The following is a 12352-nucleotide window of genomic DNA, read 5'->3' as shown; positions in this document are numbered from 1 at the left end:
CGCACGCCGGCCATGACCTCGCCCTCCCATCCCGCATCCGCATGATTTTTGAACAAGCCCTGCGACGCGAGCTGTCATTCACCGCCGGCGCCGTCTTTCTCGTGCTGCTGACGTTCATGCTGACCACCCTGGTGATCCGCATTCTCGGCATGGCCGCCAACGGCGAAGCGAACCCGAACGACGTCCTGCTCCTCATCGGCCTGGCAACGCTGGGCTACCTGGCGATTCTGCTGTGCGCCACACTCTTCATCTCGGTCTTGCTGGTGCTGACGCGCTGGTACAAGGATTCCGAGATGGTGGTGTGGTTCACCTCCGGCATCAGCCTGACGGATTTCATCCGCCCGGTGCTGCGCTTCTCGCTGCCGTTCATCGTGCTGGTGGCGCTGCTGGCGCTGTTCGGCTGGCCGTGGGCCAACCAGCAGAGCGCGCTGTTCCGAGACCGCTTCGAGCAGCGCGATGTGCTGTCAATGATCTCAGCCGGCCGCTTCATCGAGCCCGCGCATGGCAGCTACGTCCTCTTTATCGAGGGCGTCGATAACGGCATGAAGCACGCCCGCAACCTGTTCGTCGCCAATGCCGAGCAGGACAAGATCGGCGTGGCGATGGCCAAGACCGGCGAATTCAAGACCATGCCCAACGGCGACCGCTTTGTCGTACTCGACAAGGGCCGCCGCTATGAAGGCACGCCCGGCAAGCTCGACTACCGCATCGTCGAATTCGACAAATACGGCGTGAAGGTCGCTAACAAGCCGCCGCAGGCAGATGCCAGCCTACCAACCAAGAGCCGCTCCACGAAAGATCTGCTCGCCAACCCGACGCCCGAGAACCTTGGCGAATTGGTCTGGCGAATCGGCCTGCCGCTGCTGGCGTTGAACTTCGTGCTGATCGCCATTCCGCTGGCCTACGTCAACCCGCGCCTGGGCCGCTACACACCGATGATCTTCGCGGTGCTGATCTACCTGACGTACTCCAACCTGCTGAACCTGTCGCAGGCGTGGGTCTCGCAGGGCAAGATGAACGTGTTCATGGCCTGGTGGCCGATCCACCTTGTCGCCTTCATTTGCGCGGTGTTGCTGTTCCGCTTCCGCCATTACAGCGCGGCCGGCCTGAAGGGGATTTCCGCCCTGCTCGGCTTCTCGCCCAAGAAGGCGGGGGCATGATGAAGATGCCGGTCTACGAGAAATACTTCGCACGCCAGATCTACGGCGTGTTCGTCTTCATCCTGTTTGCGGTGCTGGCGCTGTTTATCTTCTTCGACATGCTGGGCGAACTGGGCTCGGTAGTCGGACGCTACACCACGCTCGTCGCGTTCTTCCACGTGATGCTGCAGGCGCCGACGCGTGTGTATGAAGTGATTCCGGTGGCGGCGCTTATCAGCGCCATCTATGTGTTCTCGCAGATGGCGAGCCAGTCGGAGTTCACGATCTTTCGCGTGGCCGGGCTCGATACGCGCCGAGCGCTGATGTCGCTGTTCAAGATTGCGCTGCCGCTGGCGCTGGTCACGTACATCTTCGGTGAATTCATCGGGCCGAAGGCCGAAGAGTACGCACAGAAAGTACGGCTGGAAGCGCTGGGCGCGACGGTGTCGGCCGGCTTCCGCTCGGGCGTGTGGGTCAAGGATCGCGGCCCCGCCAAGCCCGACGGCACGGGCGGCGAAGTCACCCGCTTTGTCAACGTCGGCGCGCTGCAGCCGGACCAGTCCATCAAGGGCCTGCGCATCTATGAATTCGATTCGGACTACCGCCTGAGTTCGATCCGCGTGGCGGAGCAGGCGCGCTACCAGGGCCACCAGAACTGGCAACTGAACGGCGTGACGGAAACGCGCTTCATTGAATTCCCGCGCAAGCCAGGAACCGTCGCCCCGCAAGACACCGTGCAGGCCGTGCCCGGCGCACCCGATGCGTTGGCGCCCGACTTCCGCGGCGAGCAGATCAAACTGCCGCAGCAGGAGATGCGCTCTGAGCTCACGCCGCAGATCCTGTCGGTGCTGATGGTCACTCCCGACCGCATGGCCACGCTGGACCTCTTCCAGTACATCCGCCATCTGCGCGACAACAAGCAGGACACGCAGCGCTACGAGATCGCGCTGTGGAAGAAAGTGGTCTATCCATTCACTGTGCTGGTGATGATGGCGCTCGCTCTGCCTTTTGCGTATCTGCACGCACGGGCGGGGGCAGTTGGCCTGAAGGTATTCGGCGGCATCATGCTGGGGTTGTCGTTCCAGTTGGTGAACAACCTCTTCTCGCACGTCGGCCTGCTGAACACGTGGCCGGCCATTTTCACGGCCATCGTGCCGGGCGCGTTGTATTTGGCACTGGCGTTGGTCAGCCTGCGTTGGGTGGAGCGCCACTGATGGCCGACCGGGGGCTCGTTCTGTTTGCACACGGCGCACGCGATGCCCGCTGGCGTGAACCATTCGACCGCCTGCGCGCGCGTTTGGCTACCCAGCAGCCTGACGTTGACACGCGCCTAGCCTTTCTCGAACTGATGGCGCCCGATCTGCCGGGCACCATCGCTGACCTGGCCGCAAACGGCACGCAGAGTGTCACCATCGTGCCGGTGTTCTTTGGGCAAGGCGGCCACCTGCGGCGCGATCTGCCTGCATTGGTCGCGCAATGCGCGCAAGCTCATCCCTCCCTCTCCATCCGTTGCGCCGATGCTGTTGGCGAAGACGACGCCGTGCTCGACGCCATCGCGGGTTACTGCGTCCGCCAACTCGGCTAAGCCGGACATCGCCTCACTGCGGCTCTGCCGCGCGCGTGAAGCGCGCATGCACGTTGTTCTCGACGTGAAAACCATGCGTAGCAAACTCCACCAATTCCAGCGTCAATCCAAGATAACGACGCGCAAGCACGTCAGCCAGATGCGCGCGCATGGCGGCGAACATAGCCGCACAGACGGGCCCCGTCACGTTTTTGGGCCGCCCTGCCTTGATCCTGAACGTCACGTGGATGAAGGCGTCGTCCGCACTGCCGTCCGCCATGCGGTATTGGTCTAGCCGCAGCGCGCGCGTGCGGATGCCACCGATGGGAAACACGGCGGCGTTGCAGATCAGCACGTCGTTGAGCGCGCGCATCAGCTCCGGGATGCGCGCGTCGGCTTCGACGTTGGCTGTGTATTCGATGATGACGTGCGGCATCGCAGGCGCCTGAAAAGAACATTAGGTGATTAACGCGCCACCGCGGCTTCAGTGCACAACGCCGATTCGAGCGAATCCACCACGCGCCCCAGCCGGCCAAGCGACGGCGCCCGGTGCACACAAACATCCCAAAGAGCGGGCGCTGCTGCCAGCTTGTGGGCCGAGAGCGACCCTTCGTCAATCTGCGGGCCAATGAGCCGCGACGGCGCGAAGCCTAGTCCGAAGCCCTCCGCCACCAGCGCATGCTGCAACGGCACCGATTGCACCTCGGCAGCCACGTTCGGCGTCAGCCGGTCTGCCTCGTAGCGGCCGAGCAACCACGCACGCATTTCGCAACCGGCCGGATTCAGCACCCAGGCTTCGTCCCGGACCTGCGCCATCGACAACGCAGCCGGGAGCTTGCGCGACGGCGCAGCAATCAGGACGACCGGCTCGGCGCCGATCACGCGGATACCGCCATCCGAGCGATGACCGGCGGCCCCCGAAGGGGCCAACCACAGCGCAGCGTCCAGCTCGGCGCGCTGCAGACGCTCACGCAGGACGCCGCCCCACTCACAGCTCAAGCGAAACGACACCGCCGGGTAACGCTCCCGCAGACCCGACAGCACGCGCGCGAATCGCACGTCGCTCACGGCGTGGCTTACCCCAACACGCAGCACACCTTCCGGTTCACCCGATGTACGCACGCTACCGCGCAGCGCTTCGAACTCGCCGACGATGGTGCGGCACCGGGCAAGCACTGCCTCGCCCTCGGCCGTCAGGCGGAATGGTTTGACGCGACGGTCGAAAAGCACGGTATCAAGCGCGCGTTCGAGCCGCTGAATCTGCTTGGTGACGGCCGGTTGCGTGAGCGGCAGACGCTCCGCTACGCGCGCGATCGAGCCCGTCTGCGCCAACAGCACAAAGGTACGCATTTCTTCGAGCATGTCGACATTCCTATTAGTTATGTTTTTTCTGAACAAATTGAATTGGATTCATCTTATGACATGCGCCAAAGTCATGCCAGACGCACCTGATGCGCCCCTCCCCCCCAAACACTCCTGCCAAGAGGAATCCATGAAAGCACTGGCTCTGACCGACGGTTACGGCATCGATACCCTGCGCCCCATCGAGCGGGACGATCCGACGCCTGGCCCCCAAGAGATCATCGTGCGTACGCGCGCTGCATCGCTCAACTACCGCGATCTCGAAATCGTCTGCGGCACCTTCTTCACGCGCTTTCCGTTACCGCTGATTCTGCTTTCGGATGGGGTTGGAGAGGTGCTGGCTGTGGGTGAACAGGTCACGCGAGTACACCCGGGGGACCGCGTGGCTGGCACGTTCTGGCAGCGCTGGGACGCCGGCGACTTCCGCAACGCCGACACACGCCGCATGCTCGGCGGCCCCATCGACGGCTGGCTGGCCGACACCATGCGGCTGGATGCAGGTGGCGCGGTGATCGTTCCTGCGCACCTGAGCGACGCGGAAGCGGCCACGTTACCCTGCGCGGGTGTCACCGCCTGGCATTGCCTGATCGAGGCAGGCAGCCTGCAGCCCGGCGAAACCGTGCTTGTGCAGGGCACGGGCGGCGTGTCGATGTTCGCCGTGCAATTCGCGCTGATGGCCGGCGCACGGCCCATCGTCCTATCCAGCAGCGACGCCAAGCTGGACCGCGTCCGAGGTCTGGGCGTGCCTGAGTCCGACACGATCAACTATCGAACGACGCCCGAATGGCATGAAGCGGTCTTGGCTCGCACGGAAGGCCGGGGCGTCGATCACGTCATCGAGGTGGGCGGTGGCGGCACGCTGCAACGCTCGCTGAAGGCGTTGCGGATTGGAGGACAGATTCACCTTGTCGGCTACCTCGCTGGACGCGAGGGCGGCATCTCTCCGTTGGAGATCTTCGCGCGCAAGGCGGTGATCCGGCCAGCATCGGTGGGGCCACGCGCGTCATTTGAAGCGATGAACCAGGCGCTGGCGTTGCGCGGCCTGCATCCGATCGTCGATCAGGTACTGCCATGGCAGCACGCGCCCCAGGCCTTCAGGGCCCTGCAAGCCGGGAAGGTGTTCGGGAAGATTGCGCTTGCGTTCTGACGCAGGCTGAAATCCTCAGGCGGCCAGGATATGCGGCTCGCCAGCCAGAATTTCCGAGGCCGCAGCCGACGCACGCACGGCAAATGCATCACCGATCATCAGCAGGCTCGGATGCTCTGGGTTGATCCACGCTGCGGCGGCGCCATCGGCCATCTGCTGCAGGGTGAAGCAGGCTGAGCGCTGCTCGGGCGTGGTGGCAGCCTCGACCACCCAGGCGGGTGTCGACGGCGCGCGGCCACGGGCAATCAGGTCCGCAGCGATGGAGGCAGCTTGATCGCGGCCCATGTAGTAGACGAGCGAATCCGCCTGCGCAACAGGTTCCGGCAAGACGCCTTCGGGTTGCGGCGTGTCCGGATCGGCAGCCTTGGCTTGCGTAACAAACGCGACGCTGCGGGCGACACCGCGCTTGGTCAACGGCTGACGGATCGCGGAAGCGGCTGCCAGCGCCGCCGTAATGCCCGGAACGATTTCGTAGTCGATGCCAGCTTGCTCGAGCGCCTGCAGTTCCTCGTCGGCACGGCCGAACAGCATCGGATCGCCGCCCTTCAGGCGCACCACGCGCTGATACTTGGTGGCCAGATCGACGAGCTGGCGATTGATGAAGCGCTGCGCGGTTGAGCGCTTGCCGCAGCGCTTGCCGACTGCAATCAGCACAGCTTGCGGGCAGTACTGGAAGACCTCCGGCGAGACCAATGCGTCATGCAGCACGACCTCGGCTTCGCCCAACAATCGTGCACCGCGCACCGTGATGAGGTCAGCGGCGCCGGGGCCCGCACCAATCAGGCTCACGTGGCCGAGTGTTTTGGGGGTCTTCGCTTCCATTGCCTAGGTTCCTTTGCTTTTTCCTTGTGGGCGCAACTTACCGCGCCCTATTCACGCTAGGAAAACGCACGGATCATGCCAGCCGCCACCGTATGGTGCGTGGCTTCGTCCACCAGGATGAACGCGCCGGTGGCCGGGTTATCGCCATACGCATCGCAGACGATGGGCTTCTGCAGGCTGATATTGACCGTACCGATATCGTTGAGCGCGATCTGCTTACGGCCGGTTTCGTGTGAGAGCGTATGCACGTCCAGCACGCGCTCCACATCCGACACGCGTGCGAACACGGTAGCCGTGGTGTGCTTGAGCACGTATTTCCGGGCCGGGTTCAGTTCGTGTTCGTCGAACCAGCACAGGTCGGCATGCAGCTTCTTGGCGGCGTTGGCGGCAGTCGTCGGGGCTGCGACGATCGTGTCGCCGCGCGAAATATCCACGTCGTCGGCCAGGCGCACGGTGATGGTCTCGCCGGGGCCGGCAGAATCAGCGGCGCCATTGGGCGTCAGCACTTCGGCCACCGTGGTTTCGCGGTTAGCTGGCAACACGCGCACGGCTTGGCCGACGCGCACCGTGCCGGCTTCCACACGGCCCATGTAGCCGCGGAAATCATCGGCCTGCGAGCCATCCTGGCGCGCCACGAGCTGCACGGGGAAGCGCAGCGCATCGTCGCCCGCAGGGGCGGTCTCTTCCACCTTCAAGTCTTCCAGCAACGCCAGCAGCGGCTCGCCTTGGTACCACGGCATGGCTTCGGACGCGTGAACGATGTTGTCGCCGCGCAGCGCAGACACCGGCACGTAGCGCACGTCGCGCAAGCCGAGTTGTGCGGCCAGTGCATCGTAGGCGGTACGGATTTCGTTGAAGCGCGCTTCGCTGTAGTCGACCAGGTCCATCTTGTTGATGGCCACGATCACGTGCTGCAGTTCCAGCAGCTTCACGATGGCCGAATGGCGCTTGGTCTGGGCCAGCAGCTCCGTCTTGCCGTCGACGGTCGTCACACGCGTGGCATCGATCAGGATGATGGCGGCGTGCGCGGTCGAGGCGCCGGTCACCATGTTGCGCGTGTACTGCTCGTGGCCCGGCGTATCCGCAATGATGAACTTGCGGTGCGCGGTCGAAAAATAGCGGTACGCCACATCGATCGTGATGCCCTGCTCGCGCTCGGCTTCCAGGCCGTCGGTCAGCAGCGAGAAGTCAATCTGCTCGCCGGCAGTGCGTTTGTTCTTGGCGTTGGCCAGCGCTTGCAACTGGTCGGTCAGCACGGCCTTGCTGTCGTACAGCAGACGGCCGATCAGCGTGCTCTTGCCGTCGTCAACGGAACCGGCGGTGATGAAGCGCAGCAGGCCTTGGTGCGATGCAGGATGCGTCGCTGGGTGCGTCGAATTCGTCGTCATGATCAGAAATACCCTTCCTTCTTGCGCTTTTCCATCGAGGCTTCGCTCGTCTGGTCGTCCATGCGCGTGGCGCCGCGTTCGGTAATTTCGGTAATGGCCGTCTCGGCGATGATCTCGGTCGGCGTGGCGGCGGTGCTCGCCACCGGGCATGTGCAGCTGATGTCGCCCACGGTGCGGAAGCGCACCGACAGGACTTCGCTCACGTCGCCGTCTGCCTTGGGCGTGATCGGCGTGACGGGCACCAGCAGGCCGTTCTTGCGCACAACTTCACGTTGATGCGCGTAGTAGATCGGCGGCAGGGCCAGGTTCTCGCGGGCGATGTACTGCCACACGTCGAGTTCCGTCCAGTTGGAGATCGGGAACACGCGCATCTGCTCGCCCTGCGCCATACGGGCGTTGTACAGGCTCCAGAGTTCCGGGCGCTGGGCCTTCGGATCCCACTGGCCGAACTCGTCGCGGAACGAGAAGATGCGTTCCTTCGCGCGGGCCTTTTCTTCATCCCGACGGGCGCCGCCCATCAGGGCGTCGAAGCCGTGCGATTCGATCGTTTCCAGCAGCGTGACGGCCTGGGCGGCGTTGCGCGAGTCGGTTTCCTTGCGCAGGCGCACCGTGCCGCGCTTGATGGAATCTTCCACATGCCCGACCACCAGACGCGCACCCAGCTTGGCAACCTGCTCGTCGCGGAAGGTGATCACTTCCGGGTAGTTGTGACCCGTGTCGATGTGCACCAGCGGGAACGGCAGATCGATCTTGCGATTGCCCAGGCGGAATGCCTTGAGCGCCAGATGCAGCATGACGATCGAATCCTTGCCGCCCGAGAACAGCAGCGCCGGGTTACGGCATTCGGCCACCACCTCACGGATGATGTAGATAGACTCGGCTTCCAGCCAGTCGAGGTGTTCGTTCTGCACAGGCGTCAGGGCCGTGCCGGGGATCTCGCTCATCACTCCCATGATTCTTCCTTAGCTCTCGCTCAATTCTTTTGCGACAGATTCGTCGCCGAATTTGTCACCGCATTTGCCGCATGCAGACCGCATTCCTTGCTGTCGCGGGATTCCCACCACCAGCGGCCGGCGCGTACGTCTTCACCGGCACGCACCGCGCGCGTGCAAGGCTCGCAGCCGATGCTGGGATAGCCTTTGTCGTGCAGCGCGTTGGTGGGCACGTTGTGCTGCTCAAGGTACGCCCAGACTTCCGCCTCGGACCAGTCGAACAGCGGGTTGTACTTGGCGATGCCGCGGGCGTCGTCGTCTTCGGCAAACGGCAGGTCGGCACGGGTGACGGCCTGCTCGCGGCGCTGGCCCGTAAGCCACGCGTCGGCGTCTTTGAGCGCGCGATTCAGCGGCACCACCTTGCGGATGTTGCAGCAGGCCTTGCGCAGTTCGATGCTGTCGTAAAACGCGTTGAGGCCGTGGTCACGCACGTAGGCTTCCACTGCGCGGGCATCCGGTGCGTACTGCTCGATCGCATAACCGTAGTGCGCGCGAATGCGATCAAGCATCGCCAGCGTTTCGGCGTGCAGGCGGCCGGTCTGCAGCGTGAAGATCGGCAGGTGCGCCCGCACGGCCTCGGGGCTGCGCAGGATCGCATCGGTCACGACCATGTCTTCGGCGGCCAGGCTGGTGGCGAACTTTGCCACGCCGTGCTTGGCGGCAATCTCGGCCAGGCGCTCGAACAGCGCGCCTTCCTTCGCAGCCAGGGCTTCAGCCGTGCCGGTGTAGACGGGGCGCGTCCACAGCACCGGGCGCCCGATTGCGGACACCGGCACTTCGGACACGGCGATGTCTTGGGTGTCGCTCATGCTGCATTCGCCTCGGTTGTGCGCTCGCGGCGGAACAGCGGACGCGGCTCGTCGATGGCGCCCTGGTAGCGCACGCTGATCTCGCCAAAGCCATTCAACGCGTCGTCGATGTTCTTGTCCGCGCGCACGGCGTAGGCATCGAAACCGCAGCGGCGCATGAAGTCGAGCTGATCGCGCAGCACGTCGCCGATGGCGCGCAACTCACGCGTAAAGCCCAGGCGTTGGCGCAGCAGGAACGCGGTGCTGTAGCCACGGCCATCGCGGAATACCGGGAAATCCACCGCCACCAGCGACAGGTTCGGCAGGTCAGTCTCCAGCACAAACGGCTCGTCGTCGGGAGCGAGCCAGACGGCCAGCGTGCCAGCGCGGGCGCGGCCTAGCAGCGTGTCGCGGTTGGCTTGCCAATAGGCCAGCGGCACGATGGCGTGCGCGGCGGCATCCACATCGGCTTGCGTCAGTTCGCCGCCTTCCGGCGTGCGCAGCACGGTCCATTCGTCAGCCACGATTTGCGGGGCACCGTTTTGCAGCTTGATGATCTTGCTCATGTTCATTTCCCTCGGCGGTCAGGCTTCTTCACGGGCGTAGACGCGTTCCTTGAACGGAGCCATGCCGATGCGGTGATAGGTGTCGATGAACAGTTCGTCTTCCGTGCGGTTGGCGACGAAGGTGTCGATGATGCGCTCGATCACGTCGGGCATTTCTTCAGCCTTGAACGACGGCCCGATGATCTTGCCGATCGCCGAATCGTTGCCCTGCGCGCCGCCCAGCGACACCTGGTACCACTCTTCGTCGTGTTTATCGACACCCAGGATGCCGATGTTGCCGACGTGGTGATGCCCGCACGAGTTGATGCAACCCGAGATGTTGAGCGACAGCTCGCCCAGGTCGTGAACGAAGTCGAGGTTGTCGAAACGCGCTTGAATTGCCTGCGCGATGGGGATCGACTTGGCGTTCGCCAGCGAGCAGAAATCGCCGCCCGGGCACGCAATGATGTCGGTCAGCAGGCCGATGTTGGCGGTGGCCATGCCGTGCTCTTTGGCCAGTTGCCACAGCGCGAACAGATCGTGTTTCTTCACGTCCGGCAGGATCAGGTTCTGCTCGTGCGCGACACGCAGCTCGCCAAAGCCAAAGCGCTCGGACCAATCCGCCACCAGCGCCATCTGCTCGGCCGTCGCGTCGCCCGGAGGCAGCGCCACGCCCGGCTTGAGCGACAGCGTGACTGCGGCGTAGCCCGGCACACGGTGCGGATGCACATTGCGGCTCACCCAGCGGGCGAACGCCTTGTTCTCCAGCAGCGCCTTTTCATAGGTGGCATCGGTGTCGGCCAGCTTTTCATACGCAGGCGGCGCGAAGAACTGCGCCACGCGGTCGAATTCGGCCTGCGTGATGGTCGACGGACCGTCCTTGATGTGCTGCCACTCTTCTTCCACCTGGCGGGCGAATTCTTCCGCGCCGATGGCCTTCACGAGAATCTTGATGCGCGCCTTGTACTTGTTGTCGCGACGGCCGTAGCGGTTGTACACACGCACGGCGGCCTCGATGTACGACAGCATGTGCTGCCACGGCAGGTCTTCCTTGATGATCGCGCCCAGAATCGGCGTGCGCCCCATCCCGCCGCCAGCCAGGATGCGAAGCAGCGTCTGGCCGTCCTTCTCATAGGCGTAGACGCCGATGTCGTGCAGTTGCGTTACGGCGCGGTCTTCGCGCGAGGCCGACACGGCAATCTTGAACTTGCGCGGCAGGAACGCGAATTCGGGGATGAACGTCGACCATTGGCGCAGGATTTCCGCCAGCGGGCGCGCATCGATCACCTCGTCGGGCGCCACGCCGGCAAACTGGTCGGTCGTGATGTTGCGGATGCAGTTGCCCGAGGTCTGGATGGCGTGCATTTCCACCGAGGCCAGCTTGGCCAGGATGTCGGGCACCTGTTCCAGCTCGATCCAGTTGTACTGGATGTTCTGGCGCGTGCTGAAGTGGCCGTAGCCGCGATCGTGCTCGGCGGCGATGTGGCTGAGCATGCGCAGTTGCTTGGCGCGCAGGTGGCCATACGGAATCGCCACGCGCAGCATGTAAGCGTGACGCTGGTAGTACAGACCATTCTGCAGACGCAGCGGCAGAAACTCTTCTTCCGTCAGTTCGCCCGAAATGCGGCGGCGTACCTGGTCGCGGAATTGCGCGACGCGGTCGGCGACGAGGCGGTGATCGTAAGCGTCGTATTGGTACATGACTGTTCAGTCCAATCCGGCTGGGCCGGCGTGCGATTCAATTGGGGGAAAGCGTTTCGTTATGGTGCTGCTGCCGGCTCAGCGACAGCAGCCACAATCAAGCAGGGCCGGCATGAGATCACGCATCACGACACCAGCTTGATGGCCGTGATCGTCAGCGTGGCAGCAAGCGCGCCGCGCACCAGACGTTCCGGCAGATTCTTGGACAGGCGCGCGCCAAGCCAGATACCCGGGATGGAGCCCACCAGCAGCGACACGAGCAGGTTCCAGTCGATCGTGCCCAGATACATATGGCCCAGACCCGCCACGGCGGTCAGCGGCACGGCATAGGCAATGTCGGTGCCGGCCACTTCGGCGCTCTTCAACTCGGGATACAGGATCAGGATGAGCGTCGCGCCCACCGCACCTGCGCCAATGGACGACACCGTTACCAGCACGCCCAGCACCGCGCCAACCACAATGGTGGCCACTGCCAGCCCGGCGCCCTGCAGGCGATAGCGCGGGTTGCGAGCCAGCCAGCCCAGCACGCGCTGGCGGAACAACAGCGAAATCACGGTCAGGATCACGGACACGCCAATCGTCAGGCGAATCAGGTGCATCCATTCAGCGTCGAGGTTGCCGGCGTTCTTCAGCACGATCACGGTCACCAGTGCCGCAGGCAGGCTGCCCAGGCAGAGGCGCTTGACGATGTCCCAGCGAATATGACCGTGGCTGCGATGCGCGATCGTCCCAACGCCCTTGGTGAGCGACGCAAATGCCAAGTCCGTACCCACAGCAGTCGCTGGGGAAAAACCGAACATCAGCGTCAACAACGGAGTCATCAGCGAGCCGCCGCCAACGCCCGTCAGGCCGACCAACAGGCCGACCAACAAACCGGAAACCGTATAGGCGAGCGTCATGGCGC

Annotated in this window: 13 protein-coding genes; 4 read left to right on the top strand and 9 right to left on the bottom strand. The window is 64.0% G+C overall.

Features of this window, described 5'->3' with window-relative positions; genetic code table 11:
• The first annotated feature begins 41 nt into the window (after window positions 1-41).
• The 3 genes from lptF to BM136_RS15665 are packed head-to-tail and all read left to right on the top strand — an operon-like array spanning window position 42 to window position 2724.
• Window positions 42-1160, top strand: coding sequence for an LPS export ABC transporter permease LptF (gene lptF, locus BM136_RS15675; RefSeq protein ID WP_092972858.1), 1119 nt, complete (start codon window positions 42-44; stop codon window positions 1158-1160).
• Window positions 1157-2353: an LPS export ABC transporter permease LptG gene (gene lptG, locus BM136_RS15670; protein ID WP_175537144.1), complete on the top strand. Its 1197-nt coding sequence runs from the start codon at window positions 1157-1159 to the stop codon at window positions 2351-2353. The genes lptF and lptG overlap by 4 nt, the downstream gene beginning before the upstream one ends.
• The gene (locus BM136_RS15665; protein ID WP_092972856.1) at window positions 2353-2724 is read left to right on the top strand and encodes a sirohydrochlorin chelatase; all 372 of its coding nucleotides are present in this window, start codon (window positions 2353-2355) and stop codon (window positions 2722-2724) included. The genes lptG and BM136_RS15665 overlap by 1 nt, the downstream gene beginning before the upstream one ends.
• A 13-nt stretch (window positions 2725-2737) precedes the next feature.
• On the opposite strand, the gene BM136_RS15660 is transcribed toward BM136_RS15665, so the two are convergent.
• Complete coding sequence (locus BM136_RS15660) at window positions 2738-3139, bottom strand: 5-carboxymethyl-2-hydroxymuconate Delta-isomerase (protein WP_092972854.1); 402 nt, start codon at window positions 3137-3139, stop codon at window positions 2738-2740.
• Window positions 3140-3168: 29 nt separating this feature from the next.
• Window positions 3169-4065, bottom strand: a complete 897-nt coding sequence (locus BM136_RS15655; RefSeq protein WP_092972852.1) for a LysR family transcriptional regulator — start codon at window positions 4063-4065, stop codon at window positions 3169-3171.
• Window positions 4066-4195: 130 nt separating this feature from the next.
• On the opposite strand from BM136_RS15655, the gene BM136_RS15650 reads away from it, so the two are divergent.
• A complete protein-coding gene (locus BM136_RS15650; RefSeq protein ID WP_092972850.1) occupies window positions 4196-5212 on the top strand; it encodes a zinc-dependent alcohol dehydrogenase family protein in 1017 nt (338 codons plus the stop codon).
• Window positions 5213-5227: 15 nt separating this feature from the next.
• Here BM136_RS15650 and cobA read toward each other — a convergent pair whose 3' ends face one another.
• The 7 genes from cobA to BM136_RS15615 all read right to left on the bottom strand — a co-directional run bounded on the left by cobA (window position 5228) and on the right by BM136_RS15615 (window position 12347).
• Window positions 5228-6034, bottom strand: coding sequence for a uroporphyrinogen-III C-methyltransferase (gene cobA, locus BM136_RS15645; RefSeq protein WP_092972848.1), 807 nt, complete (start codon window positions 6032-6034; stop codon window positions 5228-5230).
• A 56-nt stretch (window positions 6035-6090) separates the two neighbouring features.
• A complete protein-coding gene (locus BM136_RS15640) occupies window positions 6091-7422 on the bottom strand; it encodes a sulfate adenylyltransferase subunit 1 (protein ID WP_092972846.1) in 1332 nt (443 codons plus the stop codon).
• A gap of 2 nt (window positions 7423-7424) precedes the next feature.
• On the bottom strand, window positions 7425-8375 hold the full coding sequence (gene cysD, locus BM136_RS15635; protein WP_092972844.1) for a sulfate adenylyltransferase subunit CysD: 951 nt from the start codon (window positions 8373-8375) through the stop codon (window positions 7425-7427).
• 20 nt (window positions 8376-8395) lie between these two features.
• Complete coding sequence (locus BM136_RS15630; protein WP_092972841.1) at window positions 8396-9223, bottom strand: phosphoadenylyl-sulfate reductase; 828 nt, start codon at window positions 9221-9223, stop codon at window positions 8396-8398.
• Entirely contained in the window at window positions 9220-9768 is a 549-nt protein-coding gene (locus BM136_RS15625; RefSeq protein WP_092972839.1) for a DUF934 domain-containing protein, read from the bottom strand. The genes BM136_RS15630 and BM136_RS15625 overlap by 4 nt, the downstream gene beginning before the upstream one ends.
• An 18-nt stretch (window positions 9769-9786) precedes the next feature.
• Window positions 9787-11448, bottom strand: a complete 1662-nt coding sequence (locus tag BM136_RS15620; protein WP_092972837.1) for a nitrite/sulfite reductase — start codon at window positions 11446-11448, stop codon at window positions 9787-9789.
• A gap of 125 nt (window positions 11449-11573) precedes the next feature.
• Window positions 11574-12347: a sulfite exporter TauE/SafE family protein gene (locus BM136_RS15615; RefSeq protein WP_092972835.1), complete on the bottom strand. Its 774-nt coding sequence runs from the start codon at window positions 12345-12347 to the stop codon at window positions 11574-11576.
• Between the last annotated feature and the right edge of the window lie 5 nt (window positions 12348-12352).

Origin of the sequence: Ralstonia sp. NFACC01, assembly GCF_900115545.1 — a bacterium.
GTDB classification, from domain to species: domain Bacteria; phylum Pseudomonadota; class Gammaproteobacteria; order Burkholderiales; family Burkholderiaceae; genus Ralstonia; species Ralstonia mojiangensis.
This window is presented reverse-complemented; position numbering and strand designations above follow the sequence as displayed.

Bases quoted from the DNA above. Each gene is read 5' to 3' on its own strand.
- cysD (WP_092972844.1), bottom strand. From the start codon at position 8,375: ATGGGAGTGATGAGCGAGATCCCCGGCACGGCCCTGACGCCTGTGCAG.
- BM136_RS15650 (WP_092972850.1), top strand. From the start codon at position 4,196: ATGAAAGCACTGGCTCTGACCGACGGTTACGGCATCGATACCCTGCGC.
- BM136_RS15655 (WP_092972852.1), bottom strand. From the start codon at position 4,065: ATGCTCGAAGAAATGCGTACCTTTGTGCTGTTGGCGCAGACGGGCTCG.
- BM136_RS15640 (WP_092972846.1), bottom strand. From the start codon at position 7,422: ATGACGACGAATTCGACGCACCCAGCGACGCATCCTGCATCGCACCAA.
- lptF (WP_092972858.1), top strand. From the start codon at position 42: ATGATTTTTGAACAAGCCCTGCGACGCGAGCTGTCATTCACCGCCGGC.
- lptG (WP_175537144.1), top strand. From the start codon at position 1,157: ATGATGAAGATGCCGGTCTACGAGAAATACTTCGCACGCCAGATCTAC.
- BM136_RS15665 (WP_092972856.1), top strand. From the start codon at position 2,353: ATGGCCGACCGGGGGCTCGTTCTGTTTGCACACGGCGCACGCGATGCC.
- cobA (WP_092972848.1), bottom strand. From the start codon at position 6,034: ATGGAAGCGAAGACCCCCAAAACACTCGGCCACGTGAGCCTGATTGGT.
- BM136_RS15625 (WP_092972839.1), bottom strand. From the start codon at position 9,768: ATGAGCAAGATCATCAAGCTGCAAAACGGTGCCCCGCAAATCGTGGCT.
- BM136_RS15620 (WP_092972837.1), bottom strand. From the start codon at position 11,448: ATGTACCAATACGACGCTTACGATCACCGCCTCGTCGCCGACCGCGTC.
- BM136_RS15630 (WP_092972841.1), bottom strand. From the start codon at position 9,223: ATGAGCGACACCCAAGACATCGCCGTGTCCGAAGTGCCGGTGTCCGCA.
- BM136_RS15615 (WP_092972835.1), bottom strand. From the start codon at position 12,347: ATGACGCTCGCCTATACGGTTTCCGGTTTGTTGGTCGGCCTGTTGGTC.
- BM136_RS15660 (WP_092972854.1), bottom strand. From the start codon at position 3,139: ATGCCGCACGTCATCATCGAATACACAGCCAACGTCGAAGCCGACGCG.